At 45.7% G+C, this 22809-nt stretch carries 13 protein-coding genes; 11 read left to right on the plus strand and 2 right to left on the minus strand.

Annotated features, from left to right (window positions below; all coding sequences use genetic code 11):
• The first annotated feature begins 148 nt into the window (after window positions 1-148).
• The 7 genes from AC3A8L_RS03120 (at window position 149) to AC3A8L_RS03150 (ending at window position 12614) form a co-directional block, all read left to right on the plus strand.
• Window positions 149-1420 (plus strand): monooxygenase, encoded by a 1272-nt coding sequence (locus AC3A8L_RS03120; protein ID WP_487960766.1) that lies wholly within the window; start codon window positions 149-151, stop codon window positions 1418-1420.
• 886 nt (window positions 1421-2306) lie between these two features.
• Window positions 2307-4829: a beta-glucosidase gene (locus AC3A8L_RS03125; RefSeq protein ID WP_487960767.1), complete on the plus strand. Its 2523-nt coding sequence runs from the start codon at window positions 2307-2309 to the stop codon at window positions 4827-4829.
• A 407-nt stretch (window positions 4830-5236) separates the two neighbouring features.
• Window positions 5237-5479, plus strand: a complete 243-nt coding sequence (locus AC3A8L_RS03130) for a hypothetical protein (protein ID WP_487960768.1) — start codon at window positions 5237-5239, stop codon at window positions 5477-5479.
• A gap of 82 nt (window positions 5480-5561) precedes the next feature.
• Window positions 5562-5774 carry a hypothetical protein gene (locus AC3A8L_RS03135; protein ID WP_487960769.1) on the plus strand — a complete coding sequence of 71 codons (213 nt, stop codon included), beginning with the start codon at window positions 5562-5564 and terminating at the stop codon, window positions 5772-5774.
• Between the two features lie 521 nt (window positions 5775-6295).
• Window positions 6296-8866, plus strand: coding sequence for a carbohydrate-binding protein (locus AC3A8L_RS03140; protein ID WP_487960770.1), 2571 nt, complete (start codon window positions 6296-6298; stop codon window positions 8864-8866).
• Window positions 8867-8898: 32 nt separating this feature from the next.
• Entirely contained in the window at window positions 8899-11184 is a 2286-nt protein-coding gene (locus AC3A8L_RS03145) for a DUF1592 domain-containing protein (protein ID WP_487960771.1), read from the plus strand.
• A gap of 29 nt (window positions 11185-11213) precedes the next feature.
• A complete protein-coding gene (locus tag AC3A8L_RS03150; protein ID WP_487960772.1) occupies window positions 11214-12614 on the plus strand; it encodes a DUF1552 domain-containing protein in 1401 nt (466 codons plus the stop codon).
• Here AC3A8L_RS03150 and AC3A8L_RS03155 read toward each other — a convergent pair.
• A complete protein-coding gene (locus tag AC3A8L_RS03155; RefSeq protein ID WP_487960773.1) occupies window positions 12606-12899 on the minus strand; it encodes a hypothetical protein in 294 nt (97 codons plus the stop codon). The two genes, AC3A8L_RS03150 and AC3A8L_RS03155, sit on opposite strands and share 9 nt — an antisense overlap.
• Here AC3A8L_RS03155 and AC3A8L_RS03160 point away from each other — a divergent pair.
• Genes AC3A8L_RS03160 through AC3A8L_RS03175 form a run of 4 tightly spaced genes read left to right on the plus strand, consistent with a single transcriptional unit; the run spans window position 12880 to window position 19723 of the window.
• Entirely contained in the window at window positions 12880-14580 is a 1701-nt protein-coding gene (locus tag AC3A8L_RS03160; protein ID WP_487960774.1) for a discoidin domain-containing protein, read from the plus strand. The two genes, AC3A8L_RS03155 and AC3A8L_RS03160, sit on opposite strands and share 20 nt — an antisense overlap.
• Window positions 14581-14589: 9 nt before the next feature.
• Window positions 14590-15969 carry a hypothetical protein gene (locus tag AC3A8L_RS03165; RefSeq protein WP_487960775.1) on the plus strand — a complete coding sequence of 460 codons (1380 nt, stop codon included), beginning with the start codon at window positions 14590-14592 and terminating at the stop codon, window positions 15967-15969.
• A 24-nt stretch (window positions 15970-15993) separates the two neighbouring features.
• Window positions 15994-18396 carry a DUF1592 domain-containing protein gene (locus AC3A8L_RS03170; protein WP_487960776.1) on the plus strand — a complete coding sequence of 801 codons (2403 nt, stop codon included), beginning with the start codon at window positions 15994-15996 and terminating at the stop codon, window positions 18394-18396.
• A gap of 4 nt (window positions 18397-18400) precedes the next feature.
• Entirely contained in the window at window positions 18401-19723 is a 1323-nt protein-coding gene (locus tag AC3A8L_RS03175) for a DUF1552 domain-containing protein (RefSeq protein WP_487960777.1), read from the plus strand.
• 572 nt (window positions 19724-20295) lie between these two features.
• Here AC3A8L_RS03175 and AC3A8L_RS03180 read toward each other — a convergent pair.
• On the minus strand, window positions 20296-22461 hold the full coding sequence (locus AC3A8L_RS03180; protein WP_487960778.1) for a cellulase family glycosylhydrolase: 2166 nt from the start codon (window positions 22459-22461) through the stop codon (window positions 20296-20298).
• Window positions 22462-22809 lie beyond the last annotated feature (348 nt).

The raw sequence follows: 22809 nt of genomic DNA on the forward strand, positions 1-22809 counted from the left end.
CGCCCTATGACTTCACGCCATTTTATCTATTTAACTTCGCACCCAACTCAAGCACACGTAACCTGATGACAGCTAATTTAGCTTTAGGCCATTGCTCTACCGTGTATGGTTCATCAAAATATAGTGGCTCAAAATAAAGGAGAATAATATGCAACATCATCGCAAGCACGCAATATGGATGATTTCACTGCTAATCGCCGTCACTCTAAGCGCATGCAGTAGCTCAAGCGACGACAAAGCCGTACCCACTGAAATAGTTGACGATCATGGTCACGAGAACCACACCGATGGTCACGACGACCCTGTAGTTACCCCCGAAGCCTGCACACCTAACCAAGCCGTCTTTGAGCAGAATATTCTTCCCGCACTTGCCCGAAACTGTAACAGTTGCCATGACGACCCGCCGCAATTTGGAGCACCCTTCGCGCTGCTGAGTTACGACGAAATAGTGGCCGGAGACGCTGGCGTTAGAATCTCTGACAAGGCCTTAGATGAACTCATGCTAGGCACTATGCCGCCAGGCGGTCAAATCCCTCACGAGGATTTGGACACGCTCGTAGCTTGGTTTTCTTGTGGCGAAGAGCACCCAGATTCGAGCCATGGCGTCGTTGCTAGCAAACCTGTTTTTAGCACTACCGAAGCCGCATCGCCAAATTATGAGGTGATCGATATTACGGCTGTAGGTGAAGAGGTCGGGCCGACAGTACTGGATGACTATCGAAATTTTTACTTCGACAACTTGGTTACAGAGGATAAATTTATTCGGCGCATCGAGCCCGTGATTGATGATTCTAGAGTTATTCATCACATCACGCTTCAATACGACTTAGATGAGGGTGGTGTTAGTTACATCTATGCATGGGCGCCAGGCACGGGTCCCGTTGAGCTGCCTGGTGGTCTAAGGTTGCGCCCAACCGATCGTTTGAAAGTTGAAATTCACTATAATAACGGTGCCGGCGCAACCGACGTTAGTGACTCAAGTGGTATGCGCATATATCTAGACGACACCGTCGGTACCGAATACGCAATGCTGGATGTCACGACCTACAGCATATTTGTAGCGCCTCACTCCTCATTTACCGCTGTCGCAAAATGCACAGCCGATCAAGAGTACACAATACTGGCGGGCATGCCGCACATGCACGAAACCGGCAGCGAGTTTAAGCAAGAGATTGTGCGTGCTGATGGCACTAGAGAGGAGCTATTCAGCCTTACCGGATGGTCTTTCGAATACCAACCCTTTTACCAAATGGCAGCAACTATTAATATTGGTGATAGGCTAGAAACCACATGCACCTATCAAAACGATACGGACAGCCCCGTGCAGGTAGGGCAAGGTACTTCTGACGAGATGTGCTTTAATTTTCTCTACGTAACCCCAGCAACAGTTGCTGGAGAATGTAGAGAGGACGATTTTTAAAATCATGTAGTACACATTGGCGTCATCATTTGACGCTTTACAGAAAAAAAGGCCTATAAATCATAGGCCTTTTTTGTTTCTGTACGGGGGCACCCGCTTAGACCCTTTTAATTTTTTCCAGTTATTCCCCCCATTTGTCAGGCTAGTTGTCATACATCTTCACGGGTCACCAGATTTAGTGTTCCGCTACGCCCGTTATTTTTATCCATCGGCCCTGTTTGATATTATTCACAATCGTTTATCTTTGAATTTTTTCCTACAATACAGGTTGTAATGGGAAACGAGAAAACACTGCGTTTAGTCATGCAAAAGATAGATTTTTACACATAACCAGCACTGCTAAAAAACACCAAGCTGTATACCATTTTCACATGCAAGCCTTGTGTTGGTGGAACAATATTTTTCTGATACCCTCCTGTTCTTCCGCTCTCAATCATCATCAAGATAATTATATTCTGATTTAATATTCAGCTGTTAATAGATCACAGCGTGAGCTCGTTAAAATATTAATGAGGGCTGAAAAAAATACTTATTTAAGGGCAGGGTGCACCTTTCTTGCGACAAGGCGTAACGCCGATCTAGAACCCTTATCGCCCAATGTGAACTGCGGCTACCAGGGCGGTGCTTTCAAGCTATCACTAAAACTATCTTCTAGATTCCCCCTTAAAGCTAAGGTGCAAGGTATTTCTTTTTTATCCAATTAGGTAACGGGCCTGCAGGGAAGCAGATTATTAGAAGAACGTATTCAGACAGGAGAATTCTCGAGGCATGCAACGCTCCGAGCAACAAAGGTAAGGATGTTGTACCAAATATCAGTGGCGTAAGTAAAAATACATTCAATAGAGTGAAATAAATTCTGTAAATAGGCATCAGATAGAGATAACACATGATTAAGAAAATATTATTTAAAGCCGCTTTAGCGTCGACCGTATTCTTATCGGCATATGCCAGTGGAGCGCAAAAAATTGGCGACCAAGAAATAGAAAAAAAGATCCAATCCATGAGCTTAGGAGAAAAGATCGACTTCCTTGGCGGTTACAATGATTTCAGTATAAGACCTTACCCGCAGTACGGCATCCCTGAAATACGGATATCCGATGGCCCTGTCGGCGTTCGAAATTTTGGCCCTGCTACAGCACACCCTGCAAGCATTAATTTAGCGGCGTCTTGGGATAGAGGCTTAGCGTATAAAACAGGCAAGGCTCTAGGCTTAGAAGCTCGCACAAAAAATGCACATATAGTACTTGGCCCAGGATTCAATATTTATCGATTACCCATTACCGGTCGCAATTTTGAATATATGGGTGAAGACCCTTATTTAGCCGCACAAATTGCAAAAGATTACATTATTGGAATGCAAGACCAAGGCGTAATGGCTGACGCTAAACACTATGTCGCCAACAATCAGGAATATGATCGTAATAATGTGTCATCGAATATGGATGAGCGCACGTTGCATGAGATCTATTTGCCCGCATTTAAAACCGCAGTACAAGAAGCCAAAGTAGCCACAATTATGACCGGATATAATCTGGTTAATGGTATTCACCTATCTGAGCATGACTATTTAAACAACAAAGTATTAAAAGACGACTGGGGTTTCGAAGGATTTATCGTATCCGACTGGGCCTCCACTTACGATGGCGTAGCAGCGGCTAATGGTGGCCTAGATTTGGAGATGCCTTCTGGTGCGCACCTAAGTCGCGAAGTGCTGATTCCCGCGATAAAAGCAGGAAAGGTCAGCGTGGCCGTAATTGACGATAAAGTACGTCGTATTCTTAAAACTTATGATCGCTTTGGCTTATTTACAGAATCAGACTTAACTAAAGATTTTGTACTCGATGAGAAATTTGTCCGTGATGCCGTAATAGAGGCGGCGCGAGGCGGTATGGTGTTATTGAAAAATGATAACAATACGCTGCCCTTAACCAGAAAAGAAATAAAGACCATTGCCATTATTGGCCCCAATGGCACGCCAGCCGTTACAGGTGGCGGCGGAAGCTCGGGCACTCGCCCGCTGCACCCACTATCATTTGTTGATGCGGTACAAAGAGTTGCAGGTAATACTATAAAAGTGAACTTCGAAAAAGGTGCATTTACAGGGGCGCCCTTCCCAAGCGGCATTTACGACAACTTCCCTTTTTATATTTATAAAGATGGAAAAAAAGTTCAAGGTGTTAATGCCGAATATTACTTGGGTATAAAATTAGAAGGTGACGTTATCCACAACCAGTTTTTTGAATGGCTAAAACTGGAAAACGAAGAGCTGTGGGGATTCCCTAATGTACCTAAAACAGACTTTTCTGTTCGCTTCACTAGCTACTTCACGCCAAAAGTATCGGGCCATTACAGCATTGCAGGCAAAGGCGATGATGGCTTTAGAATATTGGTTGATGACACCGAAATTGCCAATTTATGGCGCAACCAGGGCCCCACTAACGGCAAAGATGACTTGTTCATGAATGCACAGCAGGAATATAAAATTGTTATGGAGTTCTACCAAGCCGGCGGCGGTGCACTTATTTACCAAGGCGCTAAAAAAGTTGAAATGGAAGTAATGCCCAACGAGGTCATTGGCTTAGCAGTAGAAGCTGCAAAGAATAAAGACCTAGTAATCATGTCCGTAGGTTTTGGGCCTGGTACAGAAAGCGAAGCCTACGATCGCACCTTTGAAATGCCCTATGAACAAAGCAAGCTTATTAATGCGGTTGCAGATGTTAATGATAACGTCATTGTGGTGTTGAATGCTGGCGGCAACGTTGAAATGGGCAGCTGGATCGACCGAGTTGATGCAGTATTGATGGCTTGGTACCCAGGGCAAGAAGGCAATTTAGCGGCGGCAGAAATATTGTTTGGCGACACCAACCCATCCGGTAAGCTTCCAGCCACTTTTGAATATGCACTTGAAGACAACCCAACTTATGCGCATTACTTTGATCACGATAAAGATATGGCGGTATTTTATGGTGAAGGCATATTTATGGGATATCGCTATTGGGATCAAGCAGATAAAAAACCAAGGTATCCATTTGGCTTTGGACTGTCTTACACCAAATTTAAGTACTCTAAGTTAAAAACCAACAACAAAAAATATACTATTGGCGATACTGTGAAGGTCAGTATTGATATTACGAATACTGGCGATATGGATGGCGCTGAGGTTGTACAAGTCTATGTGGGCGATAAAAAGAGTTCGTTACCGCGCCCTCAAAAAGAACTGAAAGGTTTTGAGAAAGTATTTTTGAAAAAAGGTGAAACAAAAACAGTGGAAGTAGAGTTAAACAAAAGTGCCTTTGCTTTTTATAACCCCGCTAGCCACGCCTGGGAAGTAGAGCCGGGTAAGTTTGATATCTACGTGGGCAGTTCAGCCATGGATATTCATCAGAAAAAATCCATTACCTTGAAGTAACCGCTGATTGCGCCTTATCGTTAAGATGGCGTGACAGAGTAAAAGGGGCTATTAGCCCCTTTTTTATGCCCACGCTATTATAAGCATTTAGGCCTGCTATAGTCGCCGAAAGATCGGCTTTTATTAAGCCGGGCGCAGATCAATCTTAATATGCATAGTTTACCCTAACGTTGCATTAACTTTTGACTCAGTATCGCTTCGCTGCTTCTATAGCAGCATTTCTAGCGTCGTACTCAATTTTTCTGGATCTCACCTAGAGTGACTAGTATCAATCCAAAAAAATCTCCGCTCAAAGCTATAAATACCACTCTAAAAGCCCCTGAACTCAAAACCTAATGCAACGTTAGGGTTTATACAGCACCGACAACAGCATTCTAAACAGATAAAGACGAAAGCGACCTGGTGGATTGCGACTCTCATTAGGCGGCGCTAGCATTAGCGGCGGCTCAAATATGCTCTGCGCCACCTTCATTGGCGGGGCATCCAACCTTTACTATATTGAAATTGCCGAAGCAGGTGACGCTACCTCTTCTGGCAGCGAAGCCGATAGCTATAGTACGGCCAGCACAACCGGCGACGGCGACATGCTTCGCACCGTTATCGACGCTAACGATTACAGCACCAGCAAATCGAAAGGCGTAATGCGCTAAGGCAACCCCGGCTTTACCTAGGCGGCTTTGAAGCCGGTAACGACACAAGCTTTGGCGACTCAAGCTAACCAGCGTAAAAAGTATGAACTTACGTTACGGCCGTGTTGCGGTTTATTTAAGCATCGGCGGCGTAATGAACCTCGATAACTGCACATTAAAAGATGTAGAAACAGGCAACAAACTCCCCTCCCCCCACTACACCTTGACGACACCTTCACAACGCCCAAAGCACCCACTAAATACCAAGACGGCCCCCACTCATTGGGTGCCGGCTTTGTTTTGCCCCACCCAATAAAAGAGCCAAACTTTATGCGAGCACACAAAAGCCATATCACGAAACCACTCAAGGCATAAAAAAGCACCAAATAACGACGAGACCACAAAACATTAAAAAACCACACCCCGTCAATATGCCTATTGTGATTATAGAGACGCTTGTCACAGAAAAAAGATACATAAAAACACACCATATCAATAAAAAGAGAACTAAGTGGTTACATTAATACTACCCATATTGGAAATGCCCAATATGGCGAACTAAAAGCCTGTGACCTTACAATCATCAAGGTCGCCGTGACTGCAGATTCAAGATGAAATAAATCCAGTAGCAGAACGCAAACTAAAAGCTATCAAGGGGGTACTTGCGTCTAGCGCAGCCGCTATTAGTCCTAGCGCGCACCACTTTCACACAGACAAACACTGAGTGACGGACTAAAGCTGAATGCAGAAAAAATTTTCACAAACCTGCCACCGCATCAAACAAACAAAAAACGACACTAGCTCACCACTTTAACCGGCAAGTTGCTGGAGCATAATATGAATAAGAAACGACTCCTCGCCACAATGCGCGCGACCAAGCAATCCCTTATAGGCGCGTTACTGGCACTCCCCATAATTAGTGGTTGTACAGGCACCAGTAATGTCGACAACAAAAGCTCTAGCGTCTTAAGTGCCAGCAGCCAGCCCTCCTTGTCTAGCGCTATCAATTCATCTAACGCCGCAAACTCCAGCATTACTTTTAGCTCTAGCAATCCCTCATTAAGCACCAGCTCTTCAATTACCAGCTCAGCAAACTCAAGCCAGCAAACCGTCAATATTCCAAGCCTACATTTTGTAAATTTAGCGCAAGGTAAAGCAACGCTGCAGTCTTCAACAGATCACGATGGCAGCGCAGCGCGAGCAGTTGATGGCAACATTAATGGGCTATTTTCCGGAGCCTCGGTGACACATACCGCCACCGAAAACCAACCTTGGTGGCAGGTGGATTTGGGCGATGCTCAATTCATTTCTTACCTCAACATATGGAACCGCACCGACAGTTGCTGCAGTAACCGCTTAGCTCAGTTTTATGTACTACTCTCTGATACACCTTTTAGCTCCGACGATTTAGACACAACGCGCAACCAAGAAAACGTAGAAAGCTTTTATTTTGATTCATCAGCGGCAAGCCCTTCACGTATAAACATCAATCACGCTGGCCGTTATATACGCATTCAACTGGCAGGCACCAATGCGCTAACACTTGCAGAAGTAGAAGTCTTTGGCAGCATTGAAGCCGAGAATTTCAACCGATATTCTGATTCAGACAGCACTAACCGTGGCGCAGAGTACCGCCCAGAAGTCGGCGTTGATATTCAAGCAACCACCGATATTAATGGCGGGTACAACATCGCCTGGAGCGCTATGGGGGAATGGCTGGAATACGATATTAATATCACTCGAGCGAGCGACTACAATTTAATACTACGCCTAGCTGCCAATACTGCCGGCAAACGCGTAAAAGTGAGTATCGATGGCGCAGATTTAGGCACCGTTATAGCGCCAGGCAATGGCTGGCAAACATGGGAAGATAAAGCCATTAGCGGTGTTGTTTTACAACCCGGCCAATACACCTTGCGCATCACATTTATTGATGGCGACACCAACTTTAATTGGTTTGGCATAGCCGACGAAATCATTAATCGTTCAGTAACATACCTTGGCGGTGGCGGCACAATTGCTGGCGCCCCAGCCGTCGCCTGTGACACGCCTGAAGGCTTTACACTCGTTAACTCTTTACCCGACATGATCAGCGCCATGAATAATAACGGCGTTAAAGTTGCACTAGCACCAGGCACGTATTTTATTGATGAGAATAATATTGATATTTTCACCGCGCAAACCCTGCCCGGGAATCGTGGTGGCAATACACTTTTCCCCGTCAATGGCAGCAACAGCCACTACGATTTCCGTTGTGCCAAAATACTTTTTAGCACTAATCTCTGGCGCCAATTTGGAAGCAACGAGGTTATTCAACTACGCACCGTGGGCAATTTTAATACCGTAAGCCATTTAACGATTGAAGATATAGGCCAAACCTCGCCTAGCGGCGGCGCACTCGGCGTGATGATGGATGGCCGCGACAATATTCTAGAAGGTTTGTTTATTACCTCTAGAGGCGCACAACCATACGGTCTAGGCGATGCCTACGGCAAAGGCGGCGGCCCAATACTTTCCCACCAAAAACACTCGTCCGTATTAATTCGCGGATTAAGAAATACATTCAAAAACTCAACGGTATTTAATTTCTCCTACGGCCATTCGGTATTTATGCAAGGCTCCGAAGATACGCTAATTGATGGCATTTATGTTCAGGGGGAATTGCGCTCCACAGAAGATATGCTTGCGGCAAATAATCCACGCTTTGCCGCCGCCGATGCACGCGCTGCCAGCGTAAACTTCATCACAGAGTGGGGCTATAAATTACCCAGCGGCTATTGGATGAGCCTACAAGAAGCCGGTATTCGCGCCTACAACGGGGGCCAAACCATTATTGATGGCGTTGAATATGCATCGCGCGCAGCACACAACGTTACCGTATTAAATTCCGTCGTAAGGCATACCCGTACAGGTGTCACACTTGCCCATGCCACAGGCAATAAATATGTTGAGAACACGACCGTTATTGGCTGCGAACAAGGTTATTCTATTGGTTCTGGCGAAGTTGTAAATTCCTATGCCGATGCCGATGTCGGCCCTGTACTGACCTTTGCTTATTCGAGTGATAACGGCACAAATATCGACATCACCGTATTACCCACTAATGGCTTAAAAAATGGATGGGGGGCGCTCGCGTTTATTGGTGGCCGCAACCACAACATCACTTTACGCAGCGAACAAACGGATATCCCCGATAATTTGAAAGTTGTAGTTTCTGGCGATAAAAACAGTATTCGTCACTTAGACGATTCACTACAAAATCAAGACCAGCTCACCCTGACCAATACCGTTATCAATAACCTCACACCCTTCCCCGTACTAATTAATGATCTAGCCGATGGTGTCAGCGGTCAATCCAACGGGCCTGTTTCAGGAAAAACGGCAGGTAATAGCCTTCAACAAAATTAATAGTTGAAAACATTAAATTCAGAAGCCGACCCATGAAAATAAAAAATAAAAAAATAACCGGTTTATCTTCAGTTTTATTGATAACCGCCTTAGCCGCATGCACTGCCTCAGATAATTATGGCACCAGCAGCAGTGTGCAAAGCTCCAGCTCGGCCGCAAACAGTAGTAGCCAACAATCAAGTAGCGTAGGCACAACCAGTAGCGAAACGCTGAGCGCCCACAGCTCCTCTAGCGAAGCCATAACGCCGCCCTACGACGGCCCCAACAATGTCGCTATTTATACTGATTGTGACTATTCCGGTTCTGGAGGCGAAGTTGAGTTAGGCTCGTATTTAAGCTCGGGATTATTAGCCAACGGTGTACGCAACAATACATTATCATCAGTAAAAGTACCGCCGGGGTTTTTAGTCACTTTATACAATACCTATAACTTTGCCGGCACCACACGGCAACTAACTGAAGACCAACCCTGCCTGGAAAATATAGAGTACGACAATACCGCCGGCAGTATAGTGGTGAGCTACGACTATAACTTAATCGATTTAGCACTCGGCCGACAACATTACATTGATGCCGGCTGTGCTGGATGCCACGGCATCGATGGTCAAGGTATTACCCCAATTAATGTCGCTAACTGTACGGAAACAAATTGCTTAGAAGTAGAGGGGCTAGCCGCATATATTGCTATGGCCATGCCTCCAAGCACCCCTACCATTTGCCCGCTCACAACACAAAACCCACACCTAAGCTGCGCAGTTCGCACAGCGGCCTTTATCGCAAATTATTTTGATACCGGCGAAGTCGCTGGAACAGTATCAAACATTGCTACACCACTGGCGCGCTTAAGTAATGAAGAATATTTAGCCGCCGCTCGCACATTGCTAAGCCTAACAGATGATTCAACGCATCTAGAGAAAGCGCGTTTACTCTTACCGCCAGAATCCGATGTATTAGGCTTGAATAACGATGCATATACGCAATCAGTAGATCAGAACATGCTATTTGGTTTTTTGGAGGTCGCTAAAGCGGCAGCCAATGACTTTTTAGAAGACGCCAATAGCTTAGATGACCTAAGATTAAAAATGCACTGCGCTAATTTACAGCAGGCAAACAACATTGTGGGTAACTACAGTATTGATGAATGCATAGAACATTTTTCTGCAGCGCTATTGACGCAAGCCTACGGTCGAGAATTAACCGTAGCCGATCTACAATTTATCGATAATGCATTAAGCACAGCAGCAAGTCACTTAACCGCCGCCAATATTACCAACCGCGAATCTTTTGCCGCAAAACATTTTATTCTAAGCGCTTTTATTCGCATTACATTGGTTACACCTGACTATTTATTTTTTGTAGAAAACGGCGAGATGGGAGCTGTTTTTAGCCAGGGTGAAATTACCGCTAGCCACTTAAGCTCACTAGAAATTGCCAAGCGCTTAGCATTCTTCCTAACCGGTAACCTTCCTGACGAGGCCTTATTGGCTGACGCTAAAGCAGATTTACTCGCAAACGAAAATACACGTTTAAAGCATATCAACCGCTTATTAAACAGCGATTACGCAAACGCTCAATTTGTGAATATAATTAATGGCTGGCTAGCCATTAATCAGGTCACCGCAGAGCAGGATGACATCGATAATTTAATCATCTTTTTAACCGACTGGTTCAGTAATAGCCGTGCTTTTTCCGACTTCTACAACGGCAGCATAGATATCAAATACATTGATGGTAGTCGCTCAGCGATGAACCTCGGCATTTTAGGCTCACGCGCCTTTGTAGCATCACACACAAGCTACCCAACACCCGGATTTATTAACCGAGGTGAGTTTATAACAACTCGCTTATTATGCGGCGCCCTACCCGAAGATTTACCTGATGATGCCTTTGAATCCGGATCGTTGACCAATCTGGAAGTCTTCGAAATTCACGGCGTTCAAGATTGTGCAACGTGCCATAAAGTCTTTGATAATTACGGCGCGCTATTTCAACAATTTAATGACGAAAACAACCTGTTTGACCCCAACTACAACCTTTATGGCAATAGCTTTGATTTATTTCCCATAGGTGACATTAGCGGAACAGTGACCTCACTAGACGAGTTAACCAATACGTTAGGCAGCAGTGAGACAGCCCCAGCGTGCATGTCGAAGCTACTTTATCGCCACGCATTACGCCGCAACATCAGTATTAATGGTGGTGACGAAGACTATCTGAATGAGCTATCCAGTAACTGGTTAAGCTCTGGAGACACTAGCATTAAAAACCTGATACGTATTATTGCGCTGTCTGATCACTTCATCACTCTATACAAATAATCATCTACGAGTTGCAAAGGTTAATAGTAATGAATAAAAAACAAAATCGTAGAGAACTGTTAAAACTGGCCGGCAGCCTATTGGCTGCTGGCGCCGGCAATTTAGCAAGCCCCTTTTTAAATGCTGCCACCGATGGATCATCCCCGCTGCGGTTATTGACCATAATCGATTCTTACGGAATTCCCACAGCCACTCGAAATGAAATATGGCTGAACTCCACTGCAGTAGATTACGCATTAACCGATGCTAGTTTGGGCACAATATTACAACCGTTAAAAGCCTACAAAGACAATATGCTGGTTGTCTCCGGTATTAATTTAGATAGCCGAAGCCAAACAGGTGATGCCGCAACCCATGGCGGGCTGGCCTGCCATACACTGGGGGGGAGCCGCCGAAATGCAGGTACCAATAATGCTTCGGCACGCATTCCAAATGCCAGTATCGACGTACAGATTGCCGAGTATTTAGACCGCGAAGGCAACTTACCCGCAAGGCGTTTACATCCCCACTTATATTTCTCTGATTACGCCTCTCGAGGAGCCACCACGTATTGTTTCAATAAAACAGGCAATCAAATTCGCTCTATTGCAGGCACCAGCGCTGCAACGACTAACATTTATGGCGACAGCACCTTAAACACATCACTAGGTGCTGCGAATACGCTAGTACAATCAGATTTATTAAACTTGGTGTCTAATCAAGTACAAACCCTAAAAGGACAACTCAACAACAATAATTTGAACATTAAACTCGACGCCTTTAACAATAGCGTTAATGAACTCGCCGACCACCTACAGTTAAAAGTAGAGGCGCGGTGCGATGTACCCGCAAGCATCACCTCACTAAACGACGACAGCGGCCGAGACGGAATATTAAAATTAATTAGTCAAATTTTTAAGTGTGACAACGCATCATGCGTAACCTACATGATTGGAGGCGAAAACATTAACCAACATCGCCATAATTTTTTGGATAACCAAGGCGACGCTGATGTTGCATCACTATTAAATAAAAACCTACACGCAGCATCGCATCGCGCAGACGATACGGCCAATAAAGTGCATGAGATTGTGCGTATTCATCAATCAGAAATGATTGCTGATTTAATGGATGAACTTAACCTTACGATTGACATTGATGGAAATACGGTATTGGACAATACCGTTATTTTCTGGACTTCGGCCATGTCTAACAATACCCACCAAGCCAGTGACTTTCCCTTCTTACTTCTCGCAGGTAAGAATACTAATTTAAAAGGCGGCTTCCACTATAACTGCGCAGGAAGCACCAATAACGATTTATTAACAACACTGGCACAGGGCGTAGGTATGCCAATGCAAAGCTTTGCAGGATTTAATCAAAACCGATCCTTGGTGACAGCGCTCAACAATGGGCCCATCAGTAAGTTATTAAAAAAATCATTAAGCTAACCCTACACTATTTAGCATTCTAATAAATACCGGAGAACACATGATTTTTAAATGCACAATACCTTCAAGGGTTATCTCCAAGCGATATTTATTCGCACTGTGTTTACTCCCCTGCTTCGCAGCCTGTTCCGGCGGAACAAGTGATTCTAGCGAGCAGATCACTTCTAGCGCAATATTTTCCAGTACACCTGCCAGCAGCTCTTCGACTCTAGTTATAACTAGCAGCTCCATATCCAGCAGCATAGAAAAAAGCTCAAGCAGTGATATGGAGCAGATTTCAAGCACAGGTAGCTCAAGTTCAGAAGTCGTCAATCCTCGGGCAAATTGGATTTTAAGCGCCTCCCATAATACCGAGGAGTTATCACTTGCCATTGATGATTCAATCAGCACCCGCTGGACAACGAAAAGTACTCAACATAATGGACAATGGTTAAGCATTGATTTAGGCAGCGTACAAACGTTTAACAGCATCCATTTAAATGTAACCGGTAGCGACAGTGATTTTGGCTTAGGTTATTTGGTTTACGCCAGTAACAATCAAAATGATTGGGGCAGCCCACTAACACTCATGAATAATTCGCAAGGTAATGACACACTAACATTGCCCGTAACCACCGCGCGGCATATCAAAATTGTGCAAACCGGTTTATCTGCTCGAAACTGGTGGTCCGTACACGATATTTCTGTCTCCCTTGAAGATAGGCTCCCCATTGAAAAAGAGTGGAATGTTTCATCACTGGCTCAGCTACGCAATGCGTTAGCCGGTAGCGACCAAACACTGATCATGAAACCGGGTTACTACGACTTAACCGCACTTGAACCCGATGCTCGTCGCTTCTTACTCACGGGCTCGAACAATACAATCGATTTACGCGGCGTTTATATTGAAGTACCCGTTGGCAGTACTACGCGCGAAAGCTACTTTGTAATCGAAGGGTCTAACAATGTGATTATTGGTGGCGAATTTGAAGACACTTACCCAAATGGCTTTATGACCGTCACAGATTTTGTAAGCTACAACGAAGACTCGAGTTTGTCATTCGGCCTAAAAGGTGAGCCGGTTATGGCAATACTGGGAAATGGTAATTTAATTGATGGGATTAAGCTGACTGTCCGTGGCTCCTTTCCTTACGGTTACGGTAGCCTCTTTGGGATTGGTTCAGGTAGTTCATTTGGCTTGAGTAAACGCTGCGGTATTGTAGTTAAAGGTGATAGTAATACCATCGAAAATACACAGCTCATTCAACGCGCTTTTTGCCATGGTATTTATTTACAATCACCAGCAGATAATACCACCGTACGTAATACTTATGTCGAAGGCGCTGTAAGGGCCTCAAACGATATGCTCGCTGAAGGCGAAGGCAGCTTACCTTTGCGTAATAGTTACCTTGATGTGGATGGCAATCCAATAGCTTCCGACGAGGTGCACTCATTGTCTGAAGATGGCATCCGAGTTTATAACGGCGGAGGCAGTGTTATTGTAGAGAACTGCACCGTGAAAAAAATGCGAGGGGGGATTCGTTTATACCTAGCCAGTTCTGCCAGCGTTAGTAATTCCATTGCGCAGGACAATGGGGCGACTAATTACAACATGCCCAGCCGCGGAACAGTAACCCAATCGGTAAGTAATTTCACCTACTCCCCGGTGAGTGACTTTAGGTTATCTCGCTCAAACATGAATCTAGAACTCACTATAGAAGCTTCGCCCAATGCCATAGGTGCACACAACATTGCCGATATTTTAGGTAACAACCATGACATTGTATTCCTGCGCGCCGATGGGCCAGAAGATACCCAAGAAACACGATCCATTATTGTGTATGGCAATAACTCAACCATTCGTAACCAAACCGAATACAAAATCACACTATTGGAGGGCACGAGTGGTAATACAATTATGAGTGCTGGTGAAGTAACCGACCTTGGCGATAACGCAGTGTCCGCAATACCATTAACACTTAATTAGGGTCCGAATATGTCTATCATAAATAGGGGATTTGTGGGTACTGTGTGCATAGGACTAATGCTCAGCACCGGCTGTTCTGGCAGTAATACACCGTCAAATTTCAGTTCGACAAGCGCCAATGAAAATTCGTCGAACGCTGCCAATAGCTCGAGTAATTCGAGCACTCTATCCAGTTCGAGCGAAGATGCTTTTGTCCCCATCGCACTAAACTCAAATATTACTGATGTTCAGCCCATGACGGGTATCGTGTTTTGGAAAGACAATAGCGAAGCATTAAATGCGCTGGGCAATACTGTGCAGCTAGAATTCACCTATTTAGTTTACGGCGACTACTGCACAGCGGTTAACCAGTGTGATTGGCAGGCCGTTGACAATTTATTGAATGATATTGCAAGCCGTGGCCATCAAGCCATTTTACGATTTCGCTACACTTACCCCGGCGTAACCAAAGTCAGCGTTCCTTTAGCGATTACACAACAAGCAGGCTATGAATCAATCATTTCACAAGTAGAAGGGAGAAATACCTTCCTGCCGGACTGGAGCCATCCACCTCTGGAAGACTTCACATTATGGTTTTTTGAGGCGTTTGCGAGCCGTTATGACGGCGACCCACGCCTCGCTTTTATGCAAATGGGTTTTGGCTCGTACAGTGAATATCATTTATATGATGGCCCCTTGAGCTTAGGTAACAACTTCCCCAGCAAAGCCTTTCAAGCAACACTTCTAACCGAGTTGGATGAAAATTTTAAGCAAACACCCTGGACACTCTCTATTGATGCTGCGTCCAGCACTCGAACTCCCTTTTCAAGCCAGAGTGAGCTAAAAGACTTAACCTTTGGTTTATTTGATGACTCATTTATGCACAGCGAGCACTCTGATGACAACAACGAATATAACCGCGCATCATGGTTATTTTTTGACGAGCAGCGCTTTAAATCCAGCCCAGCCGGCGGGGAATTTAGTTATTACAGTGACTACGATCAACAGAATGTTCTGACACTACCCAACGGCCCGCACGGCCGAAATTTTGAATCCTTTGCGGCGCAATACCACATCACTTACATTATTGGCAATGATCAATACAACCATCAAACACCCGAGCGTATTAAAGAAGCTGCAAAGGCGACGGGCTACGCCTTCCATATTGATAACTTCGAGGCCTCAACTCAACAAAGCCGAATTACGGTAAGTAACCAAGGCGTAGCACCCATTTATTACGATGCCTATATCACCGTGAATGGTGTGCGCGCCACAAAAAGCCTAAAGGGATTACAACCTAACGAGAGTGCACAGTTCCTTGTTGAAGCCGGCGGCGCTGCACCCGATATAACCATTACCAGTGATGCCTTGCTTAACGAGCAAGAAATTCAGTTTTCGGCTGACCTCTAATAAAAATTAAAGTTGGATCGCAATATGAATACACCATTATTCGGCATAAAATTCTCGCCTCAGAAACTAAGTTTACTTTTATTTATTATTTTATTCTCGGGATGTACTGGTGTAGATGAGAACAATAATGAAAGCTCAAGTACTAAGACCACAAGCTCAAGTGAAAGCTCACGTGAAATATCTAGCGCTACACTGGTGAGCTCGTCACCAGCAACGCTTTCGTCATCTAGCCAAAGTACTGATCCCAATACATCGAGCTCAAGCTCATCAACCGATAACGCCTTTCTCGATCGAACTAACTGGAAATTAAACGCCTCACACAACACCAGTGAGCTTGCATTATTATTGGATAGCAACTTAGCGTCACGCTGGTCAACACGAGCCCTACAAGCTTACAGCCAATGGCTAACTATCGACCTTGGAGCCAGCCAAAGCTTTAACACACTACGACTTAGTGCCACTGGGAGCGACAATGATTACCCCCGCCGCTATACCATTTATATTTCTGACGACGGCGAAAACTGGGGCGCCCCTATTGCGGCTGGTTTAGGTCATTCAGAGACCGGGGATATTGTGCTTGCGCGCACTCAGGCACGGCATATTCGCATTACACAAACGGGGTCTGCCGATAGCTACTGGTGGTCAATTCATGAACTGAATATTTTAAACGATCCTAATGCCGCAATCCCGAATAATACGGTATCACTCACACTGGGATATGAGGTCTATCAAAATAAAGCGTGCTTTGTGTGCCATAACGCAATTGCCGATTCCAGTAAGCGCCGCGCTACCGGCGTTGCAGTAACTTATGCACTTGAGCATGAAGTAGAAATGGAAAACTTAAGCCTGAGCCCCGCCGAAATAGAATCGGTGGCGCTCGCATTATCTGACGACGAAGGGATTTGCCGCGACGATAGCGACCCAGGCCCCATTGTTATGCGACGCTTAAGTAACCATGAGTACATTAATACACTACGTGATTTATTAGGTGTAGCCGTGCCCATGGACGATTTACCCAGCGACTCGCGAGCCGGAAACTTTACCAACGTGGGCTCTAGCAACGTTAATAGTGAACACGCATTAGGCTACGCCCGAATCGTTCCAGCGCTAAGCCAAGCCATTAATGCCGCAGGTAATCCAGTTATTGCACCCTACTTGGTTTGTGATATTGCCAGTATTGGTGTCGATTGCGCACATTCCATTCTCGAACAATTTTTACGCTTTGCCTTTAGAAGGGATGTACAAGCGGATGAAGTTGAACGCTATGTTGGTATCTACCGCACGGCACGTGACCTGAGCGAAACGCGGAACGCTTCACTCGCAGTAGCCGTTGAAGCGATTTTATTATCACCGCATTTCACCTTTATAGTAGAGGTTGATGAAAACCCACAAAGTACGCAGCCCAGAGTACTGAATGATTTCGAGCTTGCCTCGCGCTTATCATATTTCATTTGGGCATCCATGCCCGACAAAACGCTATTAGATCTAGCAAGCAATGGCACATTATCGTCAGCTAATGTTTTAAATACTCAAATTGACCGTATGCTTAACAATGAAAAATCGCGAGCACTCGTTGACATATTCTTTGAGCAATGGATGACACTGACTGATTTTAACGACGCCAATAACAGTGAATATAGCCACATAGACACTCAACTTCGACAAGACATGGTTGAAGAAACAACACAAATTTTTATGCAGAAATTTATTCGGCAGGATAATGATTTACGCAATTTACTGAGCCTAAAAACCACCTACACCAATGAACGCCTAGCGGCACATTACGGGATTGACGGAATAACCGGCAATGTATTTCAAGCAACCGCCATGGCGCCACAACGCGCGGGCCTTTTAACGCAGGCTAGTATTTTAGTCTCAACAGCAAAAGAAAAAAGCACCAGCCCTGTTGCACGTGGCAAATGGGTGCTCGACCAACTCCTGTGTGAACCACCACGTACACCACCACCCAATGTCGCCGACGAAACGATTAACGAAGGTAACAACACTAACCTTACATTAAAAGAACGCTTAATCGAGCACCGCCAAAATCCAGCTTGCGCCGCGTGCCATGAAACTATGGACCCTATTGGTTTTGGTTTAGAACAATTTGATCAACTTGGGCATCTGCGCACCGCCTATAACGATGGCACGGTAGTGGACAGTGAAGGTGAACTTCCCGATGGTCAAATATTTAACGGCGCAACGGAACTCGCCGATACTCTTAAAACAGATCCACGCTATATGAATTGTGTCAGTGAAAAATTTATTAGCTACGCTAGAGGCTCGCTCACACGTGCACGCGATAATTGCCGTGTAAAAAATATTGCTCAAACTGCATTCGACAATGGATTCTCTGTTCGCGAATTGATTCGTACCATTGTTAATGATGCTTCTTTTACCACACGGCGTACGGCTGACGAGGATTAATACAATGCTAATTAAAAGAAAACCACTCCCGCGTCGCACACTTTTACGGGCAGCAGGCATTGGCATTGCCTTGCCTTTTTTAGACATTATGCGGCCAACAGAATCCTATGCCGAAGGCCATACTCATACAGGATTTGTGTATATACCTAACGGTTGGTACGTACGCACAGATGAGCTCTTCCCTGTGGAAGGCACCGAGAGTTACACGCCCACAACGCTATTAGCCCCCCTTAATGCCCACCGTAATGATTTTTCCGTTATTTCAAATTTGTTTAATCAAGGGGGCGCCGCCAATGGTGACGGTGCAGGTGATCACGCCCGCGCAGCAGGCAGTTATTTAAGCTCGGTTAAACTACAAAAAGATGCTTCCGCCGTTAATGGCGGCCAAACCATTGACCGCCACATTTCTAACACCACGCGCTTATCTACCCCTATGGATATGATGCTCATGGGAATTGGCAGCAATGATCAAGGCGATAGCGGTTATAACCCACTCAATACACGCTTAAGCTGGCGAAGCGCAAAAGAACCCGTACGCTGGGATTCCCCTGCCGCTATTTTTGAACGCTTAGTTTCTACCGCCGCACAAAATAATACAGAGGTTAGCGTAGAAGCAGAAAAACGTCGCGTATTACGAAAAAGTGTTTTAGATTTTGTGATTAACGATGATCTACCACGGCTGGAGCGTCAATTAGGCGCAACCGATAAGGAAAAGCTCGATAGCTACCTTACCGGTATGCGAGATATGGAAAGGCAGCTCGATATCATCAATACAGGAGCAAGTGAATGTACCATCGTAGACGACACATACCTTGACGGTACAATGACAGAACAAATTCAATTAATGTTCGACCTGATGATTAATGCCTTTCAATGTGACTTAACGCGGGTAGCAGTATTAAGCTTGGGCCGCGAATTAAACGGCGCAAAACCCGATGGCCTGAATTTAGCTAATGGTTGGCATGCAACCTCACACTACAGTGGCAGCGATGAAAAAAAGGCTGACTTCAGAAAAATTAGCCTGTGGCTATCTGGCTTAGGCGCCAATTTAATGGATAAACTTGCAGCAAAGAATTTGACACAGCAAAGCCTAATATCCTTCGGGGCCGGAACTGGCGGTAACTTTTCTCAAAGCCACGGCGATAGTGATTTGCCCACGCTATTAATGGGCCACGCTAACGGCGCTGTAAGAACAGGGCGCCATTTAAAATTATCCAGTGCAACGCCCATTGCAAACTTATGGGCCGCGATGGCACACCATGCGGGCGTACCTGTTCCAGATGATAAATGGGGACAATATGGAACTGGACGCTTAGACTTAAGTTAGGGGCGTGCACCCAGGAATTCAAAAACGGGAAGTTATTTCATGCAGGCCCCTAAGATAGCGTGGACATAAAAAAGGGGCTATTAGCCCCTTTTTTATGTCCACGCTATTATCAGCATTTAGGCCTGTTATAGTCGCCCGAAAGATTGGCTATTATTCAGCAGTACAGAATCAAGCTTAGTATCAGAAATATCGGAAGATGACCCATACGGCTATACCTACACTTACTCAGCAACCTATGAGCGCGCGCCCTGTGGGCCAATGACCCACGAGCGTGCTAACAAAGCAGTACCCGATTATTTTCCTATCTGTGTCAGTCTGCGGGATTAAGCAGGCTAGGCAGTTTTAAACCTAAAAGCCGCAGCTGAACGACCAAACTCTAAGCTTTCAATTGATGCATCTGACGGGTGGTAAAATGACTCATCGTCCATAAGGCGGTACCGCATTTTACTACACGCCTCACCCATCAAAAGCGCAAAAAAAAAGCGCCTAAGTGTTAGCTTAGACGCTTTTGATAATGGGCTTGAAAGCGGGTTACCGCGCAGTAAATTTGCGCAGTAAGCACCCCTAAAGCACTACCAGTTTTTAATCAACGCTTTAACTTTTTCGCCACCTGCTGTTAAGTCGGCATTGGTCCAACCACCGCGGGTACTTGCACCACGCTCTACAGCGGCAGATGCCTGACCGTGTGAGCTAATTGCCCAATTGGCATGGCTGATGTCGTTGTCACGCATAAAGTCGAGCCAGGCATTGATTTGTTGATCTGATGCTAGGTTTCCGTCTGAGCCGCCATCGGCTGCGGTCATGCCCCACTCGGTCACAAAAAGAGGAAGGCCAGCGTCTAAGGCTTGTTGTGCCCAACCTCGCTGTTGATCGCCATGTGTGCCAGCGTAGAAATGCAGCGTGTAGGCAACATTAGGATCGTTAATTTCATTGCCAATGACCTCATCAACCCTCTGCGAATAAGTTCTAGTACCCACAATAATCAAGTTATCAGAGCCTTCATCGCGGATGGCCTTAATAACATCTTCAGCGTAGCTTTTAATTGTTGGCCAGCCAGTATTTACAGGCTCGTTATACACTTCAAAAATCACGTTTTCAAAGCCACCATATTTGCGCGCCATACGCGTAAAGAACTCTATCGCTTCTGCTTTATTATCTTCCGCTTTATGGGCGTGCCAATCAATAATGACGTAAATGCCATTTTCAATAGCCGCATGTACAACCTCTTCTAGCGCATGCTGGTTGATAAACGGGTGGGTTAAATAACCACCGAGCTCTTCAGCCGTGGCACCACCGGGCTTGTTATCGTCCACCGCCATTGCGGCACGAACGAGCTCAATACCCCAATCATCAATCATCCACTTAACGGCTTCTTTATTATAAAAGCCGTCTGAGCCTGATTTAGGTGCTGACCAGAACATGCTAACGCCGGCAATACTTTTTGCTTGGCGACCAAAAGTGACTCGGTTATCGATAACGCGTACGGGGTCAACCGCTGGGCCGGTGGGTACACCTAAATCAAACTCGGTTAAACCATCATTACTACCGGTCTCAGCGTTCAAAGTAAATTTATCGATGTTGCCGATACCACCGCTTTCCATACCGTATAAACACAGCTGCGTATTGCTAGTGGTATGTGGATCCAGCCCAACAACTAACGGTTGGAATGTAGTCCAGCCACCTGTTGTGGTGGTGAATTTTTCACCGAGGTTAGTGGCCGTTAATGGATCGGGGCCGCCGGCTAAAATGGCAAAACGGCCATCGGTTGGCACATGATCGCCATTGCGTGCATACATTACCTCGATGCTTTGCACACCGGTAAGATCGATATCGTCATAACACAGCACACTACCTGCGCCAAAAAAGCCAACATTCTCGAAGCCATCGCCCTGCTCGATCATATAAGTCTTAGATACCATAGGATTGAGCGATTCAGCCTCAATGGTATCGCCCACCACGCCACCAGAATTACCCTGTGAAGAGCTTGCCGCGCTGCTCGAAGATGGCGGTGTGCCGTTCGATTCACTAATTTCAATATAGTTAAGATTAGAGGCCGCACTGGCAAATGTGACGCGCAAGGTATGCTCGCCTTCGTTAACTGCAATGTTAAGCAGTGTTTGCGTGCCGTAGGCATTGTCCCAGCCCATGGCGGCGCCTTGCACACTACCCACAACAACGCCATCAATACTCAGTTGCTGGGTTGCATTCGAACCTGTATCAGAGGCATTACGTAGGGTGATATCGTAATCACCGGCAGGCGCGCTAAAGCTATATTCCACATATTCGCCCGCTTCAGTCCAAGCGATGGCGCATACGCCGTTGTCATCAGTGACGTTTTCGAGATCCATAAGCTCGGCGCCACCTTCGGCGCACTCGCCCGATGGTGTGCCTTCGCGCATGCTCGGGGTTGCCTCATTGAAGGTATCGCGATTGTAAGCTTGTGCTTGAAGCCGCACAGTCTGGAATGGCCCCACACTGCTCTGCACTGATGAGCTGCTTTCAACGGTCTCGCTACTACTACTAATAGCAGCCATACTCGAAGAGATGCTGGAGCTGGAAGCAAGGCTCGAAGAAACTTCACTTGCCGCACTGGATTCACTGCTTGCGGGCATGCTGGAAGAGACAGCGGCCTCAGAGGAGCTGGACGTCGTACCGCCACCAACACAAGCACCTAAGCTTGCTGCTGCTAAGGTCGTCAAAGCCAGACGCAGCGGCGTCTGCATATATCGATTGTTCATAAAATCCTCGTGTATTTCACCTTAAATTATTAATATTATCCCGACGCTAAAAACTACGTATTTCAGGCTCAAGTGGCGCCATAATCATCTGTACTCGGCGGTATTATTTATTTGTGCACTATTTGTGAGCCAGCAGAGTGTGACCGGAGCCTAAGTTTACAGTATTTTTGGTGTTGGCCACGGCTCTAGCGCTCAATTCAAAGGTAAAAAATCGTTAGTCAAACAATTCCGTTGTCGTAAAAAGCGAGAAGGAATTTTTTATTTCAGGCTAAAAATCCCCGCCTAAATTCGCCTTAGGGACGAGGCAATAATAGTTTATCCAATTAGGCGAAGAGATCGACTTTCTTA

This window comes from Marinagarivorans sp. (assembly GCF_982758155.1).

Coding starts and splice junctions, on each gene's coding strand:
- AC3A8L_RS03120 (WP_487960766.1), top strand. CDS start 149: ATGCAACATCATCGCAAGCACGCAATATGGATGATTTCACTGCTAATC.
- AC3A8L_RS03125 (WP_487960767.1), top strand. CDS start 2,307: ATGATTAAGAAAATATTATTTAAAGCCGCTTTAGCGTCGACCGTATTC.
- AC3A8L_RS03135 (WP_487960769.1), top strand. CDS start 5,562: ATGAACTTACGTTACGGCCGTGTTGCGGTTTATTTAAGCATCGGCGGC.
- AC3A8L_RS03140 (WP_487960770.1), top strand. CDS start 6,296: ATGAATAAGAAACGACTCCTCGCCACAATGCGCGCGACCAAGCAATCC.
- AC3A8L_RS03145 (WP_487960771.1), top strand. CDS start 8,899: ATGAAAATAAAAAATAAAAAAATAACCGGTTTATCTTCAGTTTTATTG.
- AC3A8L_RS03150 (WP_487960772.1), top strand. CDS start 11,214: ATGAATAAAAAACAAAATCGTAGAGAACTGTTAAAACTGGCCGGCAGC.
- AC3A8L_RS03160 (WP_487960774.1), top strand. CDS start 12,880: ATGGAGCAGATTTCAAGCACAGGTAGCTCAAGTTCAGAAGTCGTCAAT.
- AC3A8L_RS03165 (WP_487960775.1), top strand. CDS start 14,590: ATGTCTATCATAAATAGGGGATTTGTGGGTACTGTGTGCATAGGACTA.
- AC3A8L_RS03170 (WP_487960776.1), top strand. CDS start 15,994: ATGAATACACCATTATTCGGCATAAAATTCTCGCCTCAGAAACTAAGT.
- AC3A8L_RS03175 (WP_487960777.1), top strand. CDS start 18,401: ATGCTAATTAAAAGAAAACCACTCCCGCGTCGCACACTTTTACGGGCA.
- AC3A8L_RS03180 (WP_487960778.1), bottom strand. CDS start 22,461: ATGAACAATCGATATATGCAGACGCCGCTGCGTCTGGCTTTGACGACC.